General features: G+C 65.0%; 20 protein-coding genes and 1 tRNA gene. 9 read left to right on the top strand and 12 right to left on the bottom strand.

Annotated features, from left to right (window positions below; all coding sequences use genetic code 11):
* Window positions 1–7: 7 nt before the first annotated feature.
* Window positions 8–4666 carry a pilus assembly protein gene (locus AC1DSA_RS21995; RefSeq protein WP_477893027.1) on the top strand — a complete coding sequence of 1553 codons (4659 nt, stop codon included), beginning with the start codon at window positions 8–10 and terminating at the stop codon, window positions 4664–4666.
* Between the two features lie 127 nt (window positions 4667–4793).
* Complete coding sequence (locus tag AC1DSA_RS21990) at window positions 4794–5357, top strand: GspH/FimT family pseudopilin (protein WP_477893026.1); 564 nt, start codon at window positions 4794–4796, stop codon at window positions 5355–5357.
* Here AC1DSA_RS21990 and nrdR read toward each other — a convergent pair.
* The 3 genes from nrdR to AC1DSA_RS21975 form a co-directional block, all read right to left on the bottom strand.
* Window positions 5354–5803, bottom strand: coding sequence for a transcriptional regulator NrdR (gene nrdR, locus AC1DSA_RS21985; protein WP_477893025.1), 450 nt, complete (start codon window positions 5801–5803; stop codon window positions 5354–5356). The two genes, AC1DSA_RS21990 and nrdR, sit on opposite strands and share 4 nt — an antisense overlap.
* A 9-nt stretch (window positions 5804–5812) precedes the next feature.
* On the bottom strand, window positions 5813–7057 hold the full coding sequence (glyA, locus tag AC1DSA_RS21980) for a serine hydroxymethyltransferase (RefSeq protein WP_477893024.1): 1245 nt from the start codon (window positions 7055–7057) through the stop codon (window positions 5813–5815).
* 229 nt (window positions 7058–7286) lie between these two features.
* Window positions 7287–8090, bottom strand: coding sequence for a lytic transglycosylase domain-containing protein (locus AC1DSA_RS21975; RefSeq protein WP_477893023.1), 804 nt, complete (start codon window positions 8088–8090; stop codon window positions 7287–7289).
* A gap of 830 nt (window positions 8091–8920) precedes the next feature.
* Here AC1DSA_RS21975 and AC1DSA_RS21970 point away from each other — a divergent pair.
* The gene (locus AC1DSA_RS21970; protein ID WP_477893022.1) at window positions 8921–11761 is read left to right on the top strand and encodes a DUF349 domain-containing protein; all 2841 of its coding nucleotides are present in this window, start codon (window positions 8921–8923) and stop codon (window positions 11759–11761) included.
* Here the strand turns inward: AC1DSA_RS21970 and AC1DSA_RS21965 are convergent.
* The 5 genes from AC1DSA_RS21965 to AC1DSA_RS21945 form a co-directional block, all read right to left on the bottom strand.
* Window positions 11747–12505, bottom strand: a complete 759-nt coding sequence (locus tag AC1DSA_RS21965; RefSeq protein ID WP_477893021.1) for a M90 family metallopeptidase — start codon at window positions 12503–12505, stop codon at window positions 11747–11749. The two genes, AC1DSA_RS21970 and AC1DSA_RS21965, sit on opposite strands and share 15 nt — an antisense overlap.
* Complete coding sequence (locus AC1DSA_RS21960; RefSeq protein ID WP_477893149.1) at window positions 12505–13275, bottom strand: UDP-2,3-diacylglucosamine diphosphatase; 771 nt, start codon at window positions 13273–13275, stop codon at window positions 12505–12507. The genes AC1DSA_RS21965 and AC1DSA_RS21960 overlap by 1 nt, the downstream gene beginning before the upstream one ends.
* 11 nt (window positions 13276–13286) lie before the next feature.
* A complete protein-coding gene (locus AC1DSA_RS21955) occupies window positions 13287–13790 on the bottom strand; it encodes a peptidylprolyl isomerase (protein WP_477893020.1) in 504 nt (167 codons plus the stop codon).
* A 16-nt stretch (window positions 13791–13806) separates the two neighbouring features.
* Window positions 13807–14346 carry a peptidylprolyl isomerase gene (locus AC1DSA_RS21950; protein ID WP_477893148.1) on the bottom strand — a complete coding sequence of 180 codons (540 nt, stop codon included), beginning with the start codon at window positions 14344–14346 and terminating at the stop codon, window positions 13807–13809.
* A gap of 99 nt (window positions 14347–14445) precedes the next feature.
* Window positions 14446–15012, bottom strand: coding sequence for a tetratricopeptide repeat protein (locus AC1DSA_RS21945; RefSeq protein WP_477893019.1), 567 nt, complete (start codon window positions 15010–15012; stop codon window positions 14446–14448).
* 149 nt (window positions 15013–15161) lie between these two features.
* Here AC1DSA_RS21945 and cysS point away from each other — a divergent pair, with 149 nt between their 5' ends.
* The 6 genes from cysS (at window position 15162) to AC1DSA_RS21915 (ending at window position 20687) form a co-directional block, all read left to right on the top strand.
* Window positions 15162–16535, top strand: a complete 1374-nt coding sequence (gene cysS, locus AC1DSA_RS21940; RefSeq protein ID WP_477893018.1) for a cysteine--tRNA ligase — start codon at window positions 15162–15164, stop codon at window positions 16533–16535.
* A complete protein-coding gene (locus tag AC1DSA_RS21935; RefSeq protein WP_477893017.1) occupies window positions 16532–17170 on the top strand; it encodes a DNA-3-methyladenine glycosylase family protein in 639 nt (212 codons plus the stop codon). Before cysS ends, AC1DSA_RS21935 begins: the two co-directional genes overlap by 4 nt.
* Window positions 17171–17210: 40 nt before the next feature.
* A complete protein-coding gene (locus AC1DSA_RS21930) occupies window positions 17211–18188 on the top strand; it encodes an acetyl-CoA carboxylase carboxyltransferase subunit alpha (RefSeq protein WP_477893016.1) in 978 nt (325 codons plus the stop codon).
* Complete coding sequence (gene tilS, locus AC1DSA_RS21925; protein ID WP_477893015.1) at window positions 18151–19155, top strand: tRNA lysidine(34) synthetase TilS; 1005 nt, start codon at window positions 18151–18153, stop codon at window positions 19153–19155. The genes AC1DSA_RS21930 and tilS overlap by 38 nt, the downstream gene beginning before the upstream one ends.
* Window positions 19156–19266: 111 nt before the next feature.
* Entirely contained in the window at window positions 19267–20535 is a 1269-nt protein-coding gene (locus AC1DSA_RS21920) for an aspartate kinase (RefSeq protein WP_477893014.1), read from the top strand.
* A 58-nt stretch (window positions 20536–20593) separates the two neighbouring features.
* A tRNA-Ser gene (locus AC1DSA_RS21915) sits at window positions 20594–20687 on the top strand.
* Between the two features lie 195 nt (window positions 20688–20882).
* Here the strand turns inward: AC1DSA_RS21915 and AC1DSA_RS21910 are convergent.
* From AC1DSA_RS21910 to AC1DSA_RS21895, 4 genes are all read right to left on the bottom strand, one after another.
* Window positions 20883–22862, bottom strand: a complete 1980-nt coding sequence (locus tag AC1DSA_RS21910) for an MtrB/PioB family decaheme-associated outer membrane protein (protein WP_477893013.1) — start codon at window positions 22860–22862, stop codon at window positions 20883–20885.
* A 17-nt stretch (window positions 22863–22879) separates the two neighbouring features.
* Window positions 22880–24004, bottom strand: a complete 1125-nt coding sequence (locus tag AC1DSA_RS21905; protein WP_477893012.1) for a DmsE family decaheme c-type cytochrome — start codon at window positions 24002–24004, stop codon at window positions 22880–22882.
* A gap of 50 nt (window positions 24005–24054) precedes the next feature.
* Window positions 24055–24657 (bottom strand): NapC/NirT family cytochrome c, encoded by a 603-nt coding sequence (locus AC1DSA_RS21900; RefSeq protein WP_477893011.1) that lies wholly within the window; start codon window positions 24655–24657, stop codon window positions 24055–24057.
* Between the two features lie 64 nt (window positions 24658–24721).
* Window positions 24722–25060: a c-type cytochrome gene (locus AC1DSA_RS21895; RefSeq protein WP_477893010.1), complete on the bottom strand. Its 339-nt coding sequence runs from the start codon at window positions 25058–25060 to the stop codon at window positions 24722–24724.
* Window positions 25061–25222: the final 162 nt, after the last annotated feature.

Genomic DNA, 25222 nt, shown 5'->3' with positions numbered 1-25222 from the left:
AACTCCCATGAAGAAAATCAAAGCATTACTCCTTGTCCTGGCGGGCATGCTCGCCGGCTTCTCGGTTTCCTTGCGTGCGGAGGACGTGGACATCTACGTCGACAACGCGTCGACCTCCGGCGTGCCCAACGTGCTGTTCGTCATCGACAACGGCGCCAATTTCAGCGCGAATGCCAAAGTGGGCTGCTCTGCGTACAGCGGGACGACGACGGCGCCTTCGCTGGGGCCGACGACCGGCTCGGGCATCCTGCAATGCGCGCTGGTCGATGCCATCAACACGCTGCCCGATGGGGTGATGAACATCGGCCTTCTCGTGAGCAATGCCACCAACTTCGCACAGACCAGTCCGGCGTCCGGCGCAGGCGTGCACGAAACGTGCGCCGGAAATGACGGCGGATGCGTGGTGAAGCGGTTGGTATTGATGACGGCCACGAACAAGGCCAACCTGATCAGCTTCATCAAGTCCTGGACGGACTCCGGCCCGAGTGATGCGACCAAGTTCAACATCAAGGTGAACTCGGCGCTGCCTGGCACGATGATGCAGGAGGCCTGGGCGTACTACAACGGCAAGACCGGCATGTCCGGGCTGAATTACGGGACCTCCCTGATTCAGGCGGGCTGCCAGCGCAATTTCGTGATCTACATCGCGAACACCGAGAAGTCGCCGGCGATCGAGAGTCCGTCTCCCTTCGATCCGCCATACGGACTGAGTTCCACCCAGGCCGGCGCCACCACGACGCAGCTCTCCAAGATCAAGGACACCCAGTTCTTCAGCACGCCGACCTGCGGCTTCTCACTGAAGGCGGCGGGCAACGCGGCAAGCGACTGGTCTTCCAACTGGGCCGATGAATGGGCGCGCCTGATGGCGGAGCAGGACCGCGGGCAAGCGATCCAGGACGGCACGCAGAACATCGTCACTTACACCATCGGCATCACGAACGACGCAACTTGCACCCCTGACTATCCGGCGCTCCTGTCCAGCATGGCGACCTATGGTCGGGGCAAGTACTTCAAAGTCAGCAACGTGTCGGAGTTGTCTGCGGCGCTGGGAGCCGCACTCAACGAAGTGCAGGCGGTGAACAGCGTGTTCTCCTCCGCCAGTTTGCCTGTGTCGGTGAATGCCGAAGGTAGTTACCTGAACCAGATCTTTCTGGGCATGTTTCGTCCTGATAGCAGCGCGAATCCGCGCTGGATGGGGAACCTGAAACAGTACCAGCTGGTCCGCGGGTCCAGCGGATCCCTCGTACTGGGCGATGCGGCGGGTAACCCGGCGATCAGTTCGGCCGGCACCGGCTTCATTTCACCGACGGCGAAGAGCTTCTGGACCTACCAGGATCTCACCATGGATCCCGACAAACCCATGACGGACCCGGTCAGTGGCGTCACGGAGGGTGGTTTCTTTCGCAAGGACAAGAAGGGCACCCCCGCCACGGGCTATGACGCACCTGACGGCGAAGTGGTGGAAAAGGGCGGCGTTGCGCAGCAGTTGCGCAAGGAAAGCCTGAAGGCGGATTTTGGCGCCTCCGCGGGCAGCAGCAGCAATCCGAGGCGGCTCTATGTGTACTGCCCCGGCGGGGCGAATACCACGTGCGTGGACGACCTGACCGCCGGGAACAACGTGTTCGCCGCGAGCAACGCCGACATTCCGCTGAACGCCTTTGGCAGCAGCAGCACTGTGGCGATCTCGTCGATCGTCCGCAGCGGCACCAGCGCCGTGGTCACGACCTTCGGCAATCACGGCTTCAGCACCGGCACCGCGGTCACGATCGCAAACGTCACCCAAAGCGCCTACAACGGTACCTTCAACATCGGCAGCGCCAGCGGCAACACCTTCACACTCAGCGGCTTGCCTGACCTCCCGCGCACCCCGACGGTGAATGCCTTCAACGCATCCACGGCCACGTCGGGAACCGCCTATTCGATCACCAGCATCTCGCGGACGACCAGCACCACGGGCGGCAACAACACCGAGACTGTGACCGTCACCACCTCGACTCCGCACACCTTCAGCAGCACGGACAATGTGACCGTCACGGGGGCGACGCCGGCAGCTTTCAACTACAGCGGCCTGACGACCGCAACTGCCGGGACCACCACCCTGCAGTTCCCGGTCACCATCACGCCGGTGGCAACCGCCACCGCGGGCGCTTACCAGGTCAACCTGAGTCCGAGCGCGAACCCGGCCATCCCGAGCACGTCGCTGACCAACCCTGCATCTGGCGTGATCTCCGGAAACACGGGCGCGATCGAGCACAAGTTTCACGTCGGTCAGTACATCACCGTAAGCAATGCGAGCGGAGGAAACGGCAGCAAGTACCCTGGCACCTACAAGGTCACCGCGGTTCCGACCGTCTACACGTTCACGGCGTCGCTGGTCTCCAGTGGTTCGATCAACAACGCAAGGGCAGAGACGGCGACCGTGGCGGTCGATAACTCTGCCCAGCCGATCGCCAATCTGACGCGCGCGGCCACGACGACCAGTGCGGTCGCCAAGGCGACGGGGCTGCCGGCCAAGTTCTTCGGTGTGAACGTGAACGACACCGCCGTGGTCAACGTTTCCAAGATCACAGGATCTGCCCCGGGCAACGAATCCGCCTACGTACAGTCGAACGTGACCATTACTTGTACGGTGGCGGACTGCACGGAGTTCACCTATCCGATCACCGTGTCGCCGAGCGTGGGTGCGACCGGCACCATGACCCTTGCCCTCACGGGTGCGACAACGGGCAAGATCACACAGATCACGCGCAGCGGCACCATGGCCACGGCCGCCGTCACGCCGATCACCGGGACGTTTACGACGGGTATGTCGGTGGTCGTTTCCCCATCTGGAACGGCTGATCCCGACGAGGCGGCCTACGCGGGTACCTGGAGCATCACGTGCACGTCTGCAACCGGATGCTCGACGTTTACCTTTGGGCCCGTGCAGCTGACCCCTGACACGCCGGCAAGCGGCGTCAATATGCAGGCTTTCAGCGCGTCGACGCCACCGAATCGCGACACGGTGGTGCGCTGGGTACGCGGTGAGAACAACCAAGGCGACGAAAAGGCGCCCCAGGCCGACATTACGGTCCGCCCATCCATCCACGGCGACGTGCTGCATTCCCGGCCGATCGTGGTCAACTACGGCGATTCCCGGGGCATCGTTGCCTTCTACGGAGCCAACGATGGCGTCTTCCGGGCAGTCAACGGCAACCAGTCGAGTTCAATCAGCGTCAGCGGCGTCACGATTCCGGCGGGAGGGGAGCTATGGGGATTGGTGCTGACAGAGCACTACCCCTACTACAACCGTCTGCGCCTGAACTCACCGGAACTCAAGTTTCCGTCGACCATCCTGAAGACCGCGCAGCGCAAGGACTACTTCATCGACGGCCCGACCGGAGTGCTGCAGGAGCTGAACGCCGATGGCAGCATCAACAAGGCGTACCTGTTCCTGACGATGCGCCGCGGCGGTCGCTTCATGTACGCGATCGACGTTACGGATCCCTCCAAGCCCAAGGTGCTCTGGCGCAAGAGCAACCTTGACACCGGGTTCGAAGAACTCGGTCAGACTTGGTCGCGGCCGCGCCTGACCCTGTTGCAGAACATCTCGGCGCCGGTGCTGGTGTTCGGCGGCGGGTATGACCCCGCGCAAGATTCCGAGCCCCCGGTCGCGAGCTCCATGGGACGGGCCGTCTACGTGATCAATGCGGAGACGGGTGCCCTGATTTGGCGCGCCCAGGCCAGTTGCCCCATGGGTGCCACCGACTGCTTGAGCGTTCCCGCCATGACGTATCCGATCCCTTCGGAAATCGCGTTCGTGGACCGGGATGCGAATGGCCGGACCGACAAGTTCTACCTGGGTGACCTGGGCGGCAACGTGTGGCGCATTGACGTGGCGACCAGCGCGACCTCGGGCTGGAAAGCGACCCGGATCGCTCAGTTGGGCTGCGATACCGGCGGATGCCCGTCGGGCACGACTCCGCGGAAGTTCTTCTTCCCGCCATCCGTTCTGAGCATTCGCGCCGCTGGCGACACCGGCTCCTACGAATCGGTCTCCCTTGCCTCGGGCGATCGCGAGCACCCGCTGCTGGACACGGCCAACGCGCAGTCCGCCTACAACACCAAGGACATGTTCTTCATGATCAAGGACGTGGGGACGACGGTGGGTGCGCCGGTGGGCGCTCCGTCAACGGTGGACGCCAAACTCAGCGATTTGGTCAATGCGAAGCCCCTGAGTGCGACCAACAGCACGTGGGACGGCAGCGGTTCCGGCTTCTACATTCCCTTCGCCACCGGCGAGAAGGCGGTGAATGCGCCGCTGGCGGTCAACGGGCAGATCTTCTTTGCGACCAACCAGCCGATCCCGCGTGATAACACCTGCGTCGCGAACCTTGGTCAGGCGCGGGCGTACGCGGTGAGCCCGTTCGATGCCACGTCGGCAAACAACGTGTTGCAGGGCGGCGGTCTGCCTCCCAGCGCGGTGAGCGGCCTGATCATTGTTTCTGGCATCGACAGCAACGGAAGGCCGACGGAGACCTTGGAGAAGTTCTGCATCGGATGTGGCATTCCGGGTACCACAGGAACTCCACCGGGCACTCCCCCTTGCAACAGCGCACTGGAGAACTGCAACGTCGGGAAGAACATTCCCAAGAACTTGAAGCGCACGTACTGGTACAAGAAGTAGGGATCAGTCTGTGAGAACTTGGGCCAGGTTCATGTGACCTAGCGAACATTCAGCAAACGAAATCCGGCCGCCCCTCAGGTGGCCGGATTCACTTTCGGGGAGAGTGGCTGCCTTCTAGATTGGTCGGATGCCACATCCCACCCTGGCCGCTCTCGGAGGATTCACGCTCACCGAGATGCTGGCCACACTCGCAGCCAGCGCGACTCTGCTTTCTCTCGGAGTCCCTTCGATGGCGGGTGTACTTAACTCCACACGTGTCTCTTCAGCGTCGAGTGACCTGGTTGCATCGCTCATGCTGACCCGCAATGAAGCGATGAAGCGCCATGCGCGCGTGGTGATGTGCAAGTCAGCCGATGGCAAGACCTGCACATCACTGGGGACCTGGCAGCAGGGGTGGATCGTCTTCGTCGACAGCAATGGTGACGGCGAGCGTGCGGCGACGGAACCACTGCTGCAGTCCAAGCTACCCCTGGGCAGTTCGTTGCGATTCACGGCCACGAGCCCGGTGGCCAAGTACGTGAGCTACAGCCCGAGCGGCGCGACGCTGCTCGTGGGAGGCGGATTCCAGGCTGGGACTGTCACGGTGTGCAGCCAGTCCATGGGCGCAACCAGTGCGCGGCAGGTGATCCTGAGCGCCGGCGGACGACCCCGAACGCAAAAGGTGCAGCTTCCCTCCTGCAATTCCGCTTAGCGGCGGATCTCGTCCACCACGCTCTTGAAGTCGTCCACGTCCTCGAAACTTCGGTACACGCTGGCAAAGCGCACGTAGGCAACCTTGTCGAGCTTCTTGAGTTCGCGCATCACGAGTTCACCGATGCGGGAGCTGGGAATTTCGCGCACTCCGAGGTTCAGCAGCTTTTCCTCGATGCGTTCGACGGCGCTGTCAATCTGCTCCGTGCTCACTGGTCTCTTGCGCAGGGCCAGGTTCAAGGATGCCAGGAGCTTCGCGCGTTCATAGTCGATGCGGCGGCCGTCCTTCTTGACGACCGCGGGAAAGGTGACATCCGGCCGCTCGTAGGTGGTGAACCGCTTCTCGCAATGCGCACATTGACGTCGGCGCCGAATGAAATCCCCGTCCTCCGCCATGCGCGTCTCCACCACCTGGGTATCGGCATGACCGCAGAACGGGCACTTCATGGCATTGCCTTATTTGTAGACCGGGAAGCGGCGTGTCAGGGCGTTGACCTGCTCGCGCACCTTCGCGATGTTGGCTGCATCACGCGGCTTGTCCAGTACGTCCGCCACCAGGTTGGCGGTTTGCCGGGCCTCGTCTTCCTTGAATCCGCGGGTGGTCATCGCCGGCGTTCCGATGCGAACGCCACTGGTCACCATGGGCTTCTCGGGGTCGTTGGGAATCGCGTTCTTGTTGATGGTCATGTGGGCATCGCCCAGCACGGCCTCGGCTTCCTTGCCCGTGATGCCCTTGGACCTCAGGTCCACGAGCATGACGTGGCTTTCGGTGCGGCCGCTGACGATGCGAAGACCGCGCTGCACCAGCGTCTCGGCGACGACCTGGGCGTTCTTCACCACTTGCTGCTGGTAAATCTTGAAATCGGGAGAGAGGGCCTCCTTGAAGGCCACTGCCTTGGCCGCGATCACATGCATCAGAGGGCCGCCCTGCAGGCCCGGGAAAATAGCGCTGTTGATCGCCTTTTCATGCTCCGGCTTCATCAGGATGAAGCCACCCCGCGGGCCGCGCAGGCTCTTGTGCGTGGTCGAAGTCACCACGTCGGCATGGGGGACCGGATTGGGGTAGACGCCTGCCGCGATCAGGCCGGCGTAATGAGCCATGTCCACCATGAAGATCGCTCCCACGTCCTTCGCCACCTTGGCAAATCGGGCGAAGTCGATCCGCAGCGAATAGGCGGACGCGCCGGCGATGATCAGCTTCGGCTTGTGCTCGTGCGCCTTGCGTTCCATTGCGTCGTAGTCGATGGCCTCTTCCCGGTTCAGTCCGTAGCTCACGACGTTGAACCATTTCCCGCTCATGTTCAGCGGCATGCCATGCGTGAGATGACCGCCTTCTGCGAGGCTCATGCCCATGATGGTGTCTCCAGGCTTGAGGAAAGCGAGGAAGACGGCCTCGTTCGCCTGGGCTCCGGAGTGGGGCTGCACGTTGGCAGCCGGGGCGCCGAACAATTGTTTGATTCGGTCGATCGCCAGTTGCTCGGCCACGTCGACGTTCTCGCAACCGCCGTAGTAGCGCTTGCCAGGGTAGCCCTCGGCGTACTTGTTGGTGAGCTGGGTGCCTTGGGCTGCCATGACCGCGGGCGAGGCGTAGTTTTCGCTCGCGATCAGCTCGATGTGTTCTTCCTGGCGGCGGTTTTCCGCCTGGATCGCGGCCCAGAGTTCGGGGTCGGTCTGTGGAATGAGGATATTGCGGTCGTACATGGCAGTCCTTCGGACGGGATCCCTGTTATCTGAACAACAAGGGCTGCCCAGGCGAACGGCGGAACGTGGACAGAAGCAGCCAGCGCCGACGGCGCTGGCCGGATTTCTGTCCGCGGCACGCTTCCCAGTGGTTGAGCGGAGGCGACGCCCCCGAAAGATTCCACGTCAGCGCCCCTGCCTGAGACAGGGACGCCTATCGCCAGTCGCGCACGGGCGCTAGTTTACCCGCTCAGACTGCGGGCGTTTCGTCGTGCTTGGACGGAGAAGGCTCGATCGGCGCCGACGTGCGCAGGGGCTGCGGCGTGGGCAGGGGAACGGCACGGCCGGAGGCGACGGCCTTCAGCCGCACATGTTCAGCCATCACCTTGTCGGCGTAACCACCGTCCTCTGTCAGAAGTGCCGCGCCGACATAGAACTTCAGGCCAGCCGGGACCGACCCGGCGCGCTGAATGCACTCCTGCAGCACCTTGGCGCCCACCCGCAGGTTGGTGACGGGGTCGAACGCGGCCAGTTTGCCACCGAAATTCTCATACTTGTCGCTATGGACGCCGGTCATGACCTGCATCAGGCCCTGGGCGCCGACCGGACTCTGGGCAAAGGGATTGAAGCTCGACTCCACAGCCATGACCGATAGGAGCAGCAGCGGATCGATCTTCGTCCGTTCACCTGTCTCGTACGCCTCTGCCACCAGGGCCGACAGCGGTTCGGGGGCGACCCGGTACTTCTTGCTGAGCCAATAGGCTACCGCTGCCTGCTGCTTCGGCAGGTCCTTGGGATTCAGCGCAGTGGCGCGATCGATCGCGTCGAGCTCTGGCACCACGCCGAGAGCTTCGGCCTGGCGCGCATGCAGCCAGCTCACGAGCTGGGATTCGCCGGCCTGACGAAGGTCGGGCCGGGCGAGCAGGGTCAAGGCAGAGAACACCACTGCCAGCCCCACCACCGCGAAGCCGTTGTGCGTGATCTCGAAGAAGCCTTGGGCAACGTCGCTGACAAAGGTCCGCATGCCCTGGGCCAGTTTGCCTAACGCTGTCATAGCACTTCCTTTCTACGCGCGGGTCCTCGGGTGGGCGCCGCCTTTTGGCGGCGCCWGGACCTCAGCCCTCGTTTGGATTGGTACGCCATCGAACTGGACGCCCTCGCAATGGGAGGCACTGTCACGGTCCGATTCGCCGGGTTCGGCAGCGGGTTCTGGTCTTCCCGACGGCACATCGGGAACGGGGGGATTCTAGGAAGCCGCTTAATGCTCAGTCAAGGATTTGATGTAGACATGTTATGCAAAAATAGATATAACATAGAGGTGAATTTACGGTTGAGCAGCAGGCCAAATCTGTCAGACGCCTAGGTGATCTCTTGTCGGCCGCGCCTGACAGCGGACTAAATGCTATGAAAAAAGTAGCTCCACAGGCCCATCGCACGCGATGCCGCCGCTCGTCGTGCCAAGCAGATCATTCGTACCGCCCGTCAGGTTCACCCTAGGCGGTGGAACAGCCACCAATCGCATATCCGGCATCCATTGAAAACGAGCATTGGTAATCAGGGTGACCGTCACCTACCTTCAACAGGCCCGAGCGATCGGGCAACCAGCCGGTAGGGCCACATCCGTGGTAGCCCCGGCCCCTCTTGGAAGCAATCTTTGCTTCCGGCGTGATGCGGTCGCCAAGTCCGCGTTGCGAGCCCAGACGGCAACGACATTGGGTCGGTCCGTCAAGCCCGGCAGGTAGCTTCAGGCTCCTGACCGGGCTTTTCATTTGGGTTTCCCAAACACGTCCTCGCGGGCACCTCGCGCCAGCGCTTGGATTCGCGGCGAGAATACGGCCCTTGCCCCCGACCGGGGGCTTTCCTTTCCCACGAAGACTACCTGCAGTGAGCACTTTGAAAACCCACGACACCCAGGCGCTGGACGCGCTGACCGGGGGTGCCTTTTCCGCGCCGACGTCCGGCGAGCGCGCTGCGCGCGTGCGCGAGTGGCTGGCCGGCGAGCCCAGCGCCGAGCAGATGCAGGAAGTGTTCCGCGAGCTCAGTTCCCGCGACAAGGGCGCCGCCAAGCTGTTGCGCGAGAAGCTGGACGAACTCAAACGCGCGAAAGGGCAGGAAGCCATCGCCGCGGAGTGGGCGGAAAAAGCGCGTTCCCTCCTGTCGCAACCACGTTTGAACATTGCCGACGCCATGGCTTGGCAACGCGACGCAGCCAAGGCAGGCGCACCTCTCAGTCGGGAACCTCTGGCGGGCGTCAAGACGGAGCTGGCGGATCGCATCAGGGGCATCGAGGATCTGCAGAACCGCGTCCAGGTCCAACGGGAGGCTGCCGTGCTGCTGGCCCAGCGGATCGAAGTGCTTTCGACCAAGTCATGGAAGGATGCGGAGGCCGCGGCCGAAGCCTTGCGCACGGATGTGCCGCAGTGGGAATCCCAGGCCCAGTCGCTGTTGGATGATCCGAACTGGGGGAGTGTCGATCCCAAGTTCCCGCCATTGCTGGAGGCCTCACGCGGCCAACTCCAGGTGGTTTGGGACGCGTTTCAGAACGCGCTGGCACAAGCCACCTCGGCCTCGGCGGATGCGACTGCGCCGCTGCCACCCGTACCCGTTTGGGCCGATGAACTGCGTCAGTCGCGCGGGCAGGCGGCGGAAAGCGCACCGCCGAAGCCCGCCAGGCCGAAGGCCGATCCAGAACTGCGGGCGAAGGCCAACCAATTGGTCGGGGAGGCACTTGCCAAGCTGGAACAGGAAGTCGGCCAGGGCCATGGCAAGGCCAGCGCAGGGGCGGCCAACGCCTTGCGCAATGCGTTGAAGGAACACGGCAAGCTGGTCGATGACAAGCTGGAAGCGCAGGCGCACGCGGCGCTTGGCGCCGCCACCGAACTGGAAGGATGGCAGCGCTGGCGAGCCGACCAACTGCGTCAGGAGCTGGTCGCGAAGGCGGAGGCGCTGTTCGAATCGGTACCGGCCAAGAAGGGGGCGCCCGTTGTTGCGCCCGTCACGGACAGTGCGACTCCCACCTCCGCGGACGGCGAGTCGCCCCTGGTGACCGACGCCGGAGAGCATGCGCCTCTGCCCGCAGTGGTGGCCAGTCCTGAACCCGTGGCCGCGTCCGTGCCAGCCTCCGCGCCGCTGTCGGTGCGCAGGCCCCGTTACGGCGGCCGCAAGATGCAGGAGACCCTGCGCAGCCTGCGCGAGCAATGGAAGCAGGTGGACCAAGGCGGCCCCCCCAACCACGCGTTGTGGAAGCGCTTCGACGAGGCTTGCAATGAAGCCTACAAGGTGGTGCAGGAATGGCTCGACAAGGTGAAAACCGAAGCCGCTGAACACCGGGCAACCCGACTGGCCTTGATGGAAGAAGTGAAGGCGTGGGCCTCCGTGCATCCGGACGCGCCCCAGGGGGACTGGAAATCGTTCAACCGGGCCTTGCATCAGTTCTCGGATCGTTGGCGTGACGCAGGACACCTGAGCGAAAAGGCCTTCGCCGAGCTGCAGCCGCAATGGAAGGAAGCCATCGGACTGGCCGCGGCGCCGCTCGAACGCGCGCAAAAAGCGAGCATCGAGCGCCGCAACGCGATGATCGAAGAGGCCAAGGTGCTCGGTGATGCGCCCATGCTGCGCATCGATGCCGTCAAGTCATTGCAGCAGCGCTGGCAGGCGGAGGCGCAGTCGGTGCCCCTGGACCGCAAGCAGGAACAGAAGCTGTGGGATACCTTCCGCAAGCCGATCGACGATGCCTTCAATCGCAAGACGGCCGAACGCGAAAAGGCCGCTGCAGCCATGAGCGGGCGCGACCGCGCGGTATTGGAGGCCTCGAAGGCGGTGGAAGAGGCCACGGCCTCCGGTGACGCGCAAAAGATCCGCTCGGCCATGGCCACGTTGGACCAGGCGCTGCGGGCGCGCGACGATGCGGCTGCGGCACCACCGGTGGGGGCGCCTCCAGAGGTCGCCGTGCCCGCCGTAGCGGCTTCCGACGCTGTCTCAGGTGACGACGCCCAATTGGAAGCCCAGGCAAGCGCGGCCGACGGAACAGAACCGGAACCATCACAGACGCCGCCCGCCGCCGCACCGAAACCCGCGCCCAAGCCCGTGGTGGCCATGCGGGGAGGCGACGACCGTCCCGGCGCCCGGCGGCCTGAAACTGCATCGCCGACACGCGGTGGCAGGTTCGATCCGCGGCGGCCCGGCCCCGGCGGCCGCGATGCCCGAGACGATCGGCGCGGTCCCGGTTTCCGGAGCGAACATGACGACCGCCGCGAGGACCGCGGTCCTCGCCTTGGCGACGCCGCTTTCCGCGCGCAACGCGACGCGCTGGAGCACGCCCAGGCCGCGTTGCGCAAACTCGCGGCACAGGCGCACGGCGAAGCGCTGGCGCAACTGATGGCCGCGTGGGAGCAGCGCTCGGTGGAACAGGTGCCGAGCCACCAGGAACTTGGCAAGGTCGTGAGCACACAGGTGCGGCAAGCCTGGATCCAGTCCCTGGGCAAGCCGGCTGGCGGTGATGCATCGGAGGCCTTGCTGCGCCTCGAGATCGCAGCGGATGTGCCGACGCCGGCGGACCAGATCGCGGCCCGGCGTCAGTTCCAGCTGCAGCTTCTGACGCGCCGCAATGAACCGGGTCCTCAGGAGACCTGGGGCATGGACGTGGCGAACGTCCTCGCGACCGGCTTCGACGCAAACGTGGCGCGCCGCCTGCAGAACGCCCTGAAAGCGTTATTGCGCAGGTAGATAGAAGCCGTCGAACAGCGCGGTGAGCTCGGGAAACTCCCGGGCGAACCGCGGACGGTTCACGAAATAGGCCTCGCAGGCGACGGCGAAGAACTCGCCGATCGCCGTCGCGCCGTAGTCGTCGAGCCAGGGCTGCGGCTCGCCGAATCGCTCGGCCTTGATCACACGTTCTCGGAAACCTTCGAATTGCGGTTCCAGCACCGCAAGCCAGCGTCGTCGCGCGTTCCTCGAGGGCAGGGGAGGGCATCCGTCCGGTTCGCCGTCGCGCAGGTCGATCTTGTGCACGAATTCGTGGATGACCACGTTGAAGCCGGTTTCCGCCGTGTCGCCCGCCTGCGCCACATCGAGCCAGTTCAGCATCACGGGACCGCCTTCCATGGCTTCACCCGCCAGCACTTCGTCCCAGTCGTGCACCACGCCAGTCTCGTCCACGCTGCTACGCCTCGCGACCACTTCGTCCGGGTGCACGACGATGCCGACGAAATCGTCGTACCAGCGAAGGCCCAGGTGCAGCACCGGCAGCACGGCTTGCGCGGCGATGGCCAAGGCGATTTCGTCGGTGATCACCAAGCCGCCGGCGCCGTGGAACTCCTTTTGGGCCAGGAAAGCCGCTGCCAGCGTGCGCAGCCTGGGGACATCCGCGGCCGCCCGGTCACCCAGGAAGGGATATCGCTTCAGCGTTGCCTGCCACAGCGCCTCCGGGATCTCCGGGACGCTGGCGCGCCTTCGAAGCCAGCCCCACATCAGGCCAGGGGCACGCGCTCGGCGCGGCCGTCGGCGTGCAGGCGCAACGCTTCCAGGCGGGGAGGCGTGGCCTCCACGTCCCAGTCGCTCAGCACGATGCGACGGTGGACCGCATCGAGCGCATGGTCCGCAGGCTGGTGGGTGTGACCGTGCACCAGCACCGGCGCATCGGCCGCGTCGAGCCACTGCAGGGCTGCTCCGGCGTCCACGTCGGCGTAGGCGCGGCCGGTTCGCTTCAATTGCTCGCTTTCGGCCCGCATGCCCCGGGCCGTCTCCTGGCGCTTCGCCAAGGGCTGCGCGAGGAAGTTGCGTTGCCACGCGGGGTCGCGCACCTGTGCGCGGAAAACCAGGTACTCCGTATCCGCGAGGCAGAGCGCATCACCGTGCGAGAGCAGCCAGCGGTGCGCGCCGAAGGTGAACACCGTGGGATCGGCCAACAGCACCAGGCCGGTCAGCCGTGCAAGCGCAGGGCCCACCAGGAAATCGCGATTCCCCGCAAGGAAGAACACCGGCAGGCGCTGCGCCGTGCCATGCAGCACTTCGGCGCACTGCCGTTCGAAGCCTGGCCCTTCTGCGACGTCGTCGCCCACCCAGGCCTCGAACAGGTCGCCCAGGATGAACAGTGCGTCGGCCCGGAGGTCGAGCATGTAGCGGCGCCAGGCTTCGAAAGTGGCGGGCTGTCCGGCCTGCAGGTGCAGGTCGGAAATGATTTCGACGGCGCGCCAGTGCGGCGCAGCTTGCAGTTCCTGCGCCTGCGGTGCAGGGGGCAGGACCGACGTGTTCAGACCAGGACCGCCTTTTCGAGCACGACGTCCTGCTTCGGAACGTCGCCATGCCCGCCAATGTTGCCGGTGGCCACGCCCTTGATGCGGTCGACGACATCCTGGCCGCCCACGACCTTTCCGAAGACCGCGTAGCCCCAACCCTGCGGCGTGGGCGACTTGTGGTCCAGGAAGTCGTTGTCGGCCACGTTGATGAAGAACTGCGCCGAGGCGGAGTGCGGGGCCGACGTGCGCGCCATGGCGACGGTGTACTTCTTGTTCTTCAAGCCGTTGTTGGCTTCGTTCTCGACCGGCGCGTCCGTCGGCTTCTGGTTCATGCCGGGGGCGAAGCCGCCCCCCTGGATCATGAAGCCATCGATCACACGATGGAAAACGGTGCCGTCGTAGTGCCCCTTCTTCACGTAGTTCAGGAAGTTGGCGACCGTCTTGGGCGCCTTCTGTTCGTCGAGTTCCAGCGTGACCACGCCTTCGCCCGCGATATGCAGTTCCACCTTGGGATTCATGGGAGAGCCTCTTTGCTTACTTGACGAGGGTGGCGGAATTGATCACCACCGGAGTGAGGGGCACGTCGCCGTACATGCCGACGTTGCCGGTTGGGACCGCCTTGATCTTGTTGACCACATCCATGCCGCCCACCACGCGGCCGAACACGGTGTAGCCCGGATTGTTGCCGCGAGGATCGAGGAAGGCGTTGTCCGCAACGTTGATGTAGAACTGCGCGGTGGCGGAGTTGGGGTCGCTGGTGCGCGCCATCGACAGCGCGCCTGTTTCGTTGCGCAGGCCCTTCTCGAAGGCTTCGCGGCCTTCGTGCGGCACCGGCGCCCGGGTCTTCTTTTCCACCATGTTGCGGTCGAAACCGCCGCCCTGGATCATGAAGCGGTCGATCACCCGGTGGAAGATCGTGCCGTCGTAGTGCTTGTCGCGCACGTACTGCAGGAAGTTCTCGACGGTCTTGGGCGCCTTGTCCGGATACACCTCGATGACGATGTCGCCGGCCGTGGTGGCGAACTTGACCTTTGGCGCATCCGCTGCCCAGGCGCTGCCCGCCAGGCAGCCCATCGCGAGCGTGGCAACCGCCAACCGGCGCGTAAGGGAAAACTTCAAGCGATCGCTCCTTCGAAAAATCTCGCCGATGCACACGGCGCACACGTTGACAAGTTACCTCGGGGTCGCGGGAGTCGCCGCCGAGGTCCGAGCCGCCGGTCCCGAGAACAGGTCCCGGATCAGTGCGAGCTTGGGCCGAACGCCGGCGTTGGCTGGATCGAGTTGCAGCGACTTGCTGTAGGCCTCGCTGGCGAGCTTCATGTAGACGTCGCCCAGATTCTCGTGGGCCGTCGCGTAGTTGGGATTGGTGCGGATCGCCATCTCGAGCGCCGCGCGTGCCTTGTCGAACTGGCCCTGGCCGGCATGCAGCACGGCGAGGTTGTTGTACGGTTCAGGCAACTCCGGGTATTCCTCGGTCAGCTGCTGGAACGCGGTCATCGCGTCGGCGGTGCGGCCGGCTTCCGTCAGTGCAATTCCCCGGAGAAAGCGCATCTGCGGATCCTTGGGCTTGGCCGCCAGATACTGGTCGGCCTTGGCGAGAGCCTCGGCCGGCTTGCCGGTTCGAACGAGCTGGTTCACATCCCCGTACTCGTCCGCGCGCAAGACCCCCGAGCCGAGCAGCCCGGCGGTAAGGACGACGAGCGCCAGCGGGGCGGGGAATTTCGAGCGCGCGAACTTCATGGGCTGGGCATCCGCCGCTTGTGAAATGCAGTGGAACGGGGCTATATACTGCGGCCGATTGTAGCCGTGGGGCCGCTCCGCGGTTCCAGCCTCTCCCCTCAGAACAATATGTATGCGTGCGGCCGACAGCGCCCGCGGCGCCCCCTGACATGAGCCTGCGCATCTACAACACGCTCACGCGTGCTCTGGAGGACTTTTCCCCGCTCGAGCCGGGGCACGTCCGGATGTATGTCTGCGGCATCACGGTGTATGACCTGTGCCATGTCGGTCATGCGCGCGCGAACGTCGCGTTCGACGTGGTGCGGCGCTGGCTCAAGGCCAGCGGACTGCGGGTGACCTTCGTGCGAAACATCACGGACATCGAAGACAAGATCATTCGCAGGTCCGTGGAAAACGGGGAGACTGTGCGCTCGCTGACCGACCGCATGATCGCCGAGATGTACCGCGACTTCGACGCCCTGAACATCGAGCGTCCCACCCACGACCCCCGCGCCACCGACTATGTCCCGCAGATGCTGGACATCGTGCGCACGCTGGAAGGCAAGGGCCTCGCCTACCGTGCCGGTGGCGACGTCAACTACGCGGTTCGCCGCTTTCCTGGCTACGGCAAGCTGTCCGGCAAGTCGCTCGACGAACTGCACGCCGGTGAGCGCGTGGCGGTGCTCGAGGGCAAGGAGGATCCGCTCGACTTCGTGCTGTGGAAGGCCGCCAAGGCGGATGAGCCGGCCGACGCGCAGTGGGACAGCCAGTACGGACGAGGCCGCCCCGGCTGGCACATCGAATGCTCCGCCATGTCGTGCGCGCTGCTGGGCAACACCTTCGACATCCATGGCGGCGGCGCCGACCTGCAGTTCCCGCACCACGAAAACGAGATCGCGCAGAGCGAGGGCGCCAACGGCGTTCCGCTCGCGAAGGTCTGGATGCACAACGGCTTCGTCAACATCGACAACGAGAAGATGTCGAAGTCGCTCGGCAACTTCTTCACCGTGCGCGAGGTTCTGCAGAAGTTCGACGCCGAGACACTGCGCTTCTTCATCGTGCGCGCGCACTACCGCAGTCCGCTGAATTACAGCGACGTCCATCTCGATGACGCGCGCGGCGCGCTGAAGCGCCTCTATACCGCGCTCGATGCCGTTCCGCCTCCCGTCGTGGCGATCGACTGGAACGATCCCTATGCCGCCCGTTTCAAGGCGGCCATGGACAACGACTTCGGAACGCCGGATGCCGTGGCCGTGCTCTTCGACCTGGCGACGGAAGTGAACCGGACCCGGTCGGCCGAGCGTGCGGGCCAGCTCAAGGCGCTGGGCGCCACGCTGGGCATCCTGCAGGGCGACCCCAGGACCTTCCTTCGCGCGGGCGCCGTGCTGGACGACGCCACCATCCAGCAGAAGATCGACGCGCGCGCCGCGGCCAAGAAGGCGAAGGACTTCGCCGAGGCCGACCGCATCCGCAAGGATCTGCTCGAGCAGGGCATCGTGTTGAAGGATTCCGCCACCGGCACCACCTGGGAAGCGAAGCAGTGAGCGACGGCGTCGAGCTCGTCACCCCCGAGTATTGGGAAGAGGCGCGCAAGTACCTCACCCGCCGCGACCGCGTCATGAAGCGGCTGATCCCGCAGTTCGGCACGGCCTGCCTGCAGTCGCGCGGCGACGCGTTCACCACGCTGGCACGCAGCATCGTGGGGCAGCAGATCTCCGTGAAGGCGGCCCAGAGCGTGTGGGAGCGCTTTTCCGCGCTGCCCAAGCGCATGACGCCCGCGAACGTGCTGAAGCTGAAGGTGGACGACATGCGCGCCGCCGGCCTCTCGGCGCGCAAGATCGAGTACCTGGTGGACCTCGCCCTGCACTTCGATTCCGGCGCGATCCACGCGGATGCATGGCGCGAGATGGAAGATGAGCTGATCATCGCCGAGCTCGTGGGCATCCGGGGTATCGGGCGGTGGACGGCGGAGATGTTTCTGATCTTCCACCTGATGCGTCCGAACGTGCTGCCGCTCGACGACATCGGCCTGATCACCGGCATCAGCAAGAACTACTTTTCCGGCGACCCGGTGTCCCGCAGCGATGCCCGCGAAGTGGCGGCGGCCTGGAGTCCATATTGCTCGGTGGCGACTTGGTATATTTGGAGATCGCTGGACCCGCTGCCCGTGGCTTACTGAGCCGGGTCATCGCGCGGACGGCAACCTGAGGAGCAAACGCTTGGCGAAAAGAACCTTCCTGGACTTCGAGCAACCGATCGCGGAGCTGGAGACCAAGATCGAGGAACTGCGCTACGTGCAGACCGAATCGGCCGTCGACATCTCCGAAGAGATCGAGCAGCTGGGGAAGAAGAGCCTCCAGCTCACCAAGGACATCTACAGCCAGCTGTCGCCGTGGCAGATCACCAAGATCGCGCGGCACCAGGAGCGGCCGTACACCATGGACTACATCAACGAGATCTTCACGGATTTCGTCGAGATGCATGGGGACCGGCACTTCTCGGACGACCAGTCCATCGTTGGCGGCCTCGCCCGCTTCAACGGCAGCCCGTGCATGGTGCTGGGCCACCAGAAGGGGCGGGATACCAAGGAGCGCGCGCTGCGCAACTTCGGGATGAGCCGGCCCGAGGGCTATCGCAAGGCGCTGCGCCTGATGAAGACGGCGGAGAAGTTCAAGCTGCCGGTGTTCACCTTCGTCGACACGCCCGGGGCTTATCCCGGCATCGACGCCGAGGAACGCGGCCAGTCCGAGGCCATCGGCCGCAACATCTACGAGATGGCCCAGCTGGAGGTGCCGATCATCACCACGATCATCGGCGAGGGCGGCTCCGGCGGTGCGCTGGCGATCTCGGTCGGCGACCAGGTGCTGATGCTGCAGTACTCCATCTACTCCGTCATCAGCCCCGAAGGCTGCGCTTCCATCCTCTGGAAGACCTCCGACAAGGCGCAGGACGCCGCCGATGCGATGGGCATCACGGCGCACCGGCTGAAGGCCCTGGGGCTGGTCGACAAGATCGTGAACGAGCCGGTGGGCGGTGCCCATCGGGACCACAAGCAGATGGCTGCCTTCCTCAAGCGCGCGCTCAACGATGCGTGGCGCCAGCTGAGCGACCTCAAGGTGCGCGAGCTGCTGGAACGGCGCTACGAGCGGCTGCAGAGCTATGGCCGCTTCTCCGACACCAAGGCCGAATCCGCCTGATTCGGGCGGCAATCCGGCGGCTGCTGCCCTGGCGGGCTTGCAACTGCCGCTGCCCCTTGCGATCGCATACAGCGGCGGCGCCGACTCCACCGTCCTGCTTCTTGCGGCCGCGCAGCGCTGGCCCGGGCAGGTGCAGGCCATCCACGTCCACCACGGGCTCCAGGACGCGGCCGATGCGTTTGCCGAGCATTGCGGCGCCGTCTGTGCGGGCCTGGGCGTGCCCCTGCAGGTGCGGCGCGTCAACGCACGGCACCTGCCGGGCGAAAGCCCGGAAGATGCGGCACGGCAGGCGCGCTACCAGGCGTTGGCCCGCGCCGCGCGCGATGCCGGCCTGCAGTCGGTGCTGCTCGGGCAGCACGCCGACGACCAGGTCGAGACGCTGCTGCTGGCGCTGAGCCGGGGTGCCGGGCTGCCCGGCCTGGCCGCGATGCCTCCGGTGTTCCAGCGCGAAGGCATGGTGTTCGTCCGGCCGCTGCTGGCGCTGTCGGCCGCATCGATCCGCGACTGGCTCTCGGAGCAGGCCATCGCCGTGGTCGAGGACCCCAGCAACACGGACACCTCCTTCACGCGCAATCGCATCCGGCACGTCCTGCTGCCGGCGCTGGAGCAGTGCTTTCCGCGCTACCGCGAAACCTTTGCACGGTCCTCGCGGCACGCGGCACAGGCCCAGGAACTGCTCGACGGCGTGGGTGCGGAGGACCTCGCGCGCATGGGCGGAACGCCAGCCATCACCGCGCTGCAGATGTTGCCCCGCGCACGCCAGTCCAACGTGCTGCGCCACTGGTTGCGCACCGACCATGCGGCGTCCGCCAGTGCGGCGCAGCTCGATGAATTGCTGGAACAGGTCGCCGACTGCAGGACCCGCGGCCACCAGATCCGGATCAAGGTGGGCACGGGGTTCGTGGAGCGCCAGGGCGAACGCCTCGCGTACCGGCCGGAACCGGCCCGAGGCGCAGCCGGCAGGTAAGGAGCCACTGACCCGCTAGGTATAATCCCGGGGTTTTGCGCGCCATGGTCCGCCCTCGACGCGGACTTTTTCGCCTCCGGCTGCCTGGCGGCCCTTCACACTCCCGTTCCGATGGCATTGATCGTTCACAAATACGGCGGCACGTCGATGGGCTCGACCGAGCGCATCCGCAACGTCGCCAAGCGCGTGGCCAAGTGGGCGCGCGCCGGCCACCAGATGGTCGTGGTGCCCAGCGCCATGAGCGGCGAGACCAACCGATTGCTGGGCCTGGCCAAGGAACTGCAGCCCGCCAGGGCCGACGACGCGGTGCAGCGCGAGCTCGATGTGCTTGCGTCCACCGGCGAGCAGGTGTCCGTCGGCCTGCTGGCGCTGGCGCTGCAGGCCGAAGGCATTCCGGCCGTGAGCTATGCGGGCTGGCAGGTGCCGGTGCGCACCAATAGCGCCTTCACCAAGGCGCGAATCGAATCGATCGATGACGACCGCGTGCGCAAGGACCTCGAAGCCGGCAAGGTGGTGGTCATCACCGGTTTCCAGGGCGTCGACGATCGAGGCAACATCACGACGCTGGGCCGGGGCGGCAGCGATACCTCCGCCGTGGCGGTGGCCGCGGCGCTGAAGGCGGCCGAGTGCCTGATCTACACCGACGTCGACGGCGTCTACACGACGGACCCGCGCGTGGTGCCCGAGGCGCGCCGCCTGGCGACGGTGAGCTTCGAGGAAATGCTGGAAATGGCCTCCATGGGGTCCAAGGTCCTGCAGATCCGCTCGGTCGAATTCGCGGGCAAGTACCAGGTCCCGCTGCGCGTGCTGTCGAGCTTCACCCCGTGGGACATCCCCATCGCGGAAGAGGCGGCCTCCGGCACGCTGATCACTTTTGAGGAAGACGAGAAAATGGAACAAGCCGTTGTCTCCGGCATCGCGTTCAACCGCGACGAAGCCAAGATTTCCATCCTGGGCGTTCCCGATCGTCCTGGCATCGCGTACCAGATCCTCGGCGCCGTGGCGGACGCCAACATCGAGGTCGACGTGATCATCCAGAACGTCTCCCACGACGGCAAGACGGACTTCAGCTTCACGGTGCACCGCAACGAATACGCGCGCGCAGTGGACGTGCTCAAGACCAAGGTGGCGCCCACCCTGGGCACCGACCGCATCGAGGGCGACACGAAGATCTGCAAGGTCTCCATCGTCGGCATCGGCATGCGCAGTCACGTGGGCATCGCCTCGAAGATGTTCCGCGCGCTGTCGGAAGAGGGCATCAACATCCAGATGATCTCCACCAGCGAGATCAAGACCTCCGTCGTCATCGACGAGAAGTACATGGAACTGGCGGTGCGCGCGCTGCACCGGGCGTTCGACCTGGACCAGCCGGCCCCGTGATGAAAACGGGCCTGTGGCGGCTCCCGACGAGCTGCCATGGGGCATAATCCCATCCGTCGGAGCGATGACCGAGTGGCCGAAGGTGCTCCCCTGCTAAGGGAGTATGTGGGCAAAAACCTGCATCGAGGGTTCGAATCCCTCTCGCTCCGCCAAGACATGGTCCGGTGAGACCCTCATGGGGTCCTCCCAGACGCAAGAAGCCCTGAGTCCTCAGGGCTTTCTTTTTTCTGTCCAGGAAAAGTCAGCGCCGCGAAGGCACCGATCGATGCTCCGCGAGTCAGGAGATCCTTGCGGTCCTGTTCGTCAACGCAGGATGCGTGGCACGGCCGCCTGCGCCGATGCGGCCCTCACCACATCCGGTAGACGATCGAAATCCCGAGGAAGGTGCTGCTCGTGTTGGGGTTCGTCGCGGTGGTGCCCTCGTTGTAGACCCAGTTGGTCCAGGTCCAGTCGTTGGTCTTGAAGCGGTCGTACACCACGTCCAGCCGCACCGACAGGTTCTTCTGCACCGCGTACTGGCCGAACAGCCGCATCGTGGTGCGCTTGGTGATGATTTCAGGCAGCAGCGCCGCGGGCGGCAGCACGGCGTTGAGGTTGTAGGCGTTGCTGTCGTAGCCGTATTGCACATCGGCGCCGACTTCGAGAGCGCTCATGGGCTTGCCGCGCACGCCCAGGCCGTAGGCCTGGCCCTTGTTGCGCAGCTGAGCCTGCCAGGTCTGCGCCGGCACCTGGGTGCCGTTGTTGCCCGTCTGCGTGGCCTGGTCGATGCGGTTGTCGTCGAACGACATCCATCCGAGCAGCTGCCAGGCGTCCGTCACCGCGTAATTTCCGTCCAGCGCGATCGAACTGGCCTTGCCGCGGTCGGGCCCCAGCTGGCGGGTCTGGTAGTTGTCCTGCGCGACGTCCGCCAGGAGTTGCAGCGACAGGGCTTCCACCGGCACCCAGTCCATCGACATCCGCAACTTGGTGCGCTTGCGATCGGCAAAGTGGACCGGATCGATCAGGTCGATGGCCGCGTTGTTGTTGGCCGGCAGGTAGCTCGAGCCGTTGCGGTCGGCATACAGCACGGCCACGGAGCCATTGAGCGTCTCCGAGAGGGAGCGCCGGGCCTCCAGCCGCAGCGTGGTCTCGTCGTTGTCTTCGCGCCAGCTGGCCTGCCGGACCGCCAGCACGGAGCGCTTGCGCTTCTCGTAGTCGATGCCGCCGATCAGGCGCACGTCGCTCGGCAACAGGTACGAGGCTTCGCCCTTGGCCGAAGTCGTGGTGCGCGAGAACGGCGTGTTGAATCCGTCCCGTCCGGTGGACGGAGTCAGGAACTGCACCCTCGGTGTCTTGTCGTCCCGGTCTTCGTACCGCAGGTTGCCCAGCAACGACAATTCGCGCGTCAGCCGGGAGGTGATGCCGGCCTGCAGCAGCGTGGTGTCGACGCGCCCTTTCAGGTTGGTCTGCGTGTTGCCCGGGAAGGTCGGCGCGGTGAAGAAGTTGTCGTGCTGGGATGCGCGCGAGTAGGCCGCCTTGAAATTGCCGCGCGTGGTCGGCGTGAAGGCGTAGCCGCCGCTGAGGAACAGCTGGTGGGATTCGTTGTCAGGCGGCAGGGCGATGTCGGCGCCCGTGCTGACATCCAGGACGGAGTTCTTGTTGCTGAAGGCCGTGCCGTAATAACCGGCCTGCAGCTGGTACTTCTCGTTGCCGTAGCCCAGCGTAGCCTCCAGCTGCTGGGTGCGGTAGTCGATGGGATCGGTCAGGAACTCCGACGTGCCGCGGCCGAACAGGCGCGCCCCGGTCTTGTCCTCGGTCACGTAGCGGGCCTGAAAATCCAGGCCGGGCATCAGCTGCTTTTCGAAGCCGAGGCCGACGCGGTCGCGCCGCGTGTCCAGTTCGACGTCGCGACGCACCGTGCCATTGAGTGTCTGGCTGGCGGTGCCTATCCCGGTGAGCCCGGTGTTCACGGTGAGGGGCTCGTTGCGGGGGATCTGGTTGAAGTCGATGAACGCGCGCCAGTTGCCCTGCTGTCCGTATTCACCGCGCAGTTCGCGGTTGTCCAAGCCGACATTCCGCCCGAAGAAGCGCGTCCAGGTGCCGGTCGCGTCGTCGCGTTTCAGGTAGTCCAGGTCCAGCAGCAGGTAGCCGCCCTGGTTCTTCACGCCGGTGTACTGGCCGAAGCGCCGGTTATCGTCGCTCAGATAGCCCAGGCCCAGGCGTGCGGAAGATTCGGGTTGGACCAGCTGCTTGATTTCCTCGTCGTCGGCCAGGGCCGGCCCGGCGACGGCGAGCAGCGCGGCGCCGGCCAGCCAGCTGGCGGGTCGGAGGGGTGAATGGCAACTCATGATTCAACCTCCTGCGGCTAGCGCCGCAACGAACGCGATTCGGCGTTGTTGAGCGGGTTGTTGCCACCGTGGATGTTGGTGTGGCAATTCAGGCAGGCGCGCGCCTGTGTGATGCCACGGGTGGCAGGGGTATTGCCGATTCCCGGGAGCAGCCCCGGAATGGCCCCACGGTGGCTGGTGGGCTCGTGGCACTGCTGGCACAGGAAGGGGGGTCGCGACTTCAACAGGTTGGCGACCGTGCTGCCGTGCGGGTTGTGGCAGATCGTGCAGTCGTCGGTCACCGGCTGGTGGTTGAAGAGGAAGGGGCCGCGCTTTTCCATGTGGCACGTGTAGCAGGTGTCGACGACGCTGTCGCGAACCAGCAGCTTCACGCCGGCCGTTCCGTGCGGGTTGTGGCAGTCGGAGCAACCCACCTTGCCCTCCTGGATCGGATGGCGCGACATGCGGTTGATCTGCGCACGCTGTTCCTTGTGGCACATGAAGCACACGTCGGATTGCGTCAGCCGGTCGCGAACCCGGTCATGCTGCACGTGGACCTGGTGGCACGAGGTGCAGGCTACGTCGCGCGATTCGTGGATGCTGCCTTGCCAATGGACACGCTTGCCGCCCTGGTGGCAGGACAGGCAGGGCGCGTTGCGCTCGGCCACGGGAACCGTGCTGCGCTTGCCGACTTCCGGGGCGGCGTTGTTGGGCGGGACATAGGCCACCGCGCGGGAGGGGGCGAGGCCGCGCAGCGGGCCGTCGAAGGTGCGGTCGGGCTTGGGCCGGTCCTTCTCACCCTCCTTGCGCAGGTTCTCCACGTGGCGCTGGCTCTCGCCGTGGCAGCTGGTGCAGGTGGGCGTGCGGCTGTCGGCCACCGTTCCATGCCGGGTCTTGCCGATGGACAGCACCGGATAGGGTTCCGACTCGTCGTGGCACCGCGTGCACTTCGCGTCGCCCTTGAGCACCATATCGGGCCTGGGCGTGTCGGCCTTTTGCGCGGGGTCGGCCTTTTGCGCGGGGTCGGCCTTGGGTACGGAGGCGGCCTGTTGCGCGACAGTGGCCTTCGCCGGCGCATCGGCGGCCAACGCCACGCCGTGGGGCATGCATAGCCCGGTGAACACGAGCCACGCCATCAGCCAGTTGCGAATCGCGGTTTTCATGAGTTCACCCTTCTACTTTCACGATCCGCGGCACATGTTGACCGTGGTCACTACTTCTTGTTCTTGTCCGCGAACAATTCCTGGGGCCCGGGCCCTTCGGGTTCCTTGTGGGCGATTCCGAAATGGCAATCGATGCAGGTGCGCCCCTCCGCCACTCCCTTGGCGTGGCGCGACTTGGCTTTTTCACTCTGCTTGTCGGGGCTCATGCCTTCGGTCGAATGGCAGTTGCGGCAGGCCAGCGAGTCGTTGGCCTTCATGCGGCCCCATTCCTTCTGCGCCAGGCGGGTGCGGTTCGCTTCGAACTTCGCGGGCGTGCTGATGGTGCCCATCATCTTCCCGTACAGCTCCCCGGTCGCCTCGATCTTGCGCAGGATCTTGGGCCCCCATTCCTTCGGGACGTGGCAATCGGGGCAGGTGGCACGCACGCCCGAGCGGTTGCTGTAGTGGATGGTTTCCTTGTACTCCGCGTACACCTGGCCCATCTCGTGGCAGCCGGTGCAGAACTTCAGGGTGTTGGTGGCCTCCAGCACGGTATGGAAGCCACCCCAGAAGAGCACGCCACCGATGGCGCCGACCACCAGCAAGCCGAGCAGCGAGTACTTCGAGCTCGGTCGTCTCAGCACGTCCCACAGCCGGCGCACTGCATTGCTCATCGGACCTCCTCGTTATCGTTCTCCGCACCACCGGTGCATGCGGCCCCCCGGCCGCCCGCTCAGATCACTTTGAAAGGATCCACTGCACCACGTTCTTGATCTCTTCTTCCTTGGCGGACTTGATCGACTTGTGCTCTTCTTCCTTGCCGTCGACCTTGACCTTGGGGCTGGTCGTGAGGTGGGTGAATAGCTTCTGCTCGGCGTCTGGCTTGCCCTTGTACTTCGCGGCGGTTTCCTTGAAGGAAGGGCCGTCCTTCTTCTTGTCGACCGCGTGACACTTCATGCAGTCGTTCTTTTTCAGGAGTGCCTGCGCGGCGTCGGCGTCGACGCTCCAGGTGGGCGCGGACCATGCCGCGGCGAGGATGAGGGGGATGAACCGCTTCAGGGAACTGCACTGCTGCATGTAAGCCTCGTCGTGTCGTTGGGGTCGCGTGCGTCAATTGCACGCGAGCCGATCCTGCGATGAAGAGTGCCGCGACCGCCATCGGGATTTCCACTTGCCTCAGCAAGGCAGGGAAGATCCGCTCGATGCCGTCCGGCTCTCGCACGAACGGATCGTTTCACC

This window comes from Ramlibacter sp. P4_H7, from assembly GCF_056400765.1.
This window is presented reverse-complemented; position numbering and strand designations above follow the sequence as displayed.

Excerpts from the sequence above, each read along its gene's own strand:
- AC1DSA_RS21995 (WP_477893027.1), top strand. The coding sequence starts at position 8 with ATGAAGAAAATCAAAGCATTACTCCTTGTCCTGGCGGGCATGCTCGCC.
- AC1DSA_RS21990 (WP_477893026.1), top strand. The coding sequence starts at position 4,794 with ATGCCACATCCCACCCTGGCCGCTCTCGGAGGATTCACGCTCACCGAG.
- nrdR (WP_477893025.1), bottom strand. The coding sequence starts at position 5,803 with ATGAAGTGCCCGTTCTGCGGTCATGCCGATACCCAGGTGGTGGAGACG.
- glyA (WP_477893024.1), bottom strand. The coding sequence starts at position 7,057 with ATGTACGACCGCAATATCCTCATTCCACAGACCGACCCCGAACTCTGG.
- AC1DSA_RS21975 (WP_477893023.1), bottom strand. The coding sequence starts at position 8,090 with ATGACAGCGTTAGGCAAACTGGCCCAGGGCATGCGGACCTTTGTCAGC.
- AC1DSA_RS21965 (WP_477893021.1), bottom strand. The coding sequence starts at position 12,505 with ATGTGGGGCTGGCTTCGAAGGCGCGCCAGCGTCCCGGAGATCCCGGAG.
- AC1DSA_RS21955 (WP_477893020.1), bottom strand. The coding sequence starts at position 13,790 with ATGAATCCCAAGGTGGAACTGCATATCGCGGGCGAAGGCGTGGTCACG.
- AC1DSA_RS21950 (WP_477893148.1), bottom strand. The coding sequence starts at position 14,346 with ATGGGCTGCCTGGCGGGCAGCGCCTGGGCAGCGGATGCGCCAAAGGTC.
- AC1DSA_RS21945 (WP_477893019.1), bottom strand. The coding sequence starts at position 15,012 with ATGAAGTTCGCGCGCTCGAAATTCCCCGCCCCGCTGGCGCTCGTCGTC.
- cysS (WP_477893018.1), top strand. The coding sequence starts at position 15,162 with ATGAGCCTGCGCATCTACAACACGCTCACGCGTGCTCTGGAGGACTTT.
- tilS (WP_477893015.1), top strand. The coding sequence starts at position 18,151 with ATGGCCGCTTCTCCGACACCAAGGCCGAATCCGCCTGATTCGGGCGGC.
- AC1DSA_RS21920 (WP_477893014.1), top strand. The coding sequence starts at position 19,267 with ATGGCATTGATCGTTCACAAATACGGCGGCACGTCGATGGGCTCGACC.
- AC1DSA_RS21910 (WP_477893013.1), bottom strand. The coding sequence starts at position 22,862 with ATGAGTTGCCATTCACCCCTCCGACCCGCCAGCTGGCTGGCCGGCGCC.
- AC1DSA_RS21905 (WP_477893012.1), bottom strand. The coding sequence starts at position 24,004 with ATGAAAACCGCGATTCGCAACTGGCTGATGGCGTGGCTCGTGTTCACC.
- AC1DSA_RS21900 (WP_477893011.1), bottom strand. The coding sequence starts at position 24,657 with ATGAGCAATGCAGTGCGCCGGCTGTGGGACGTGCTGAGACGACCGAGC.
- AC1DSA_RS21895 (WP_477893010.1), bottom strand. The coding sequence starts at position 25,060 with ATGCAGCAGTGCAGTTCCCTGAAGCGGTTCATCCCCCTCATCCTCGCC.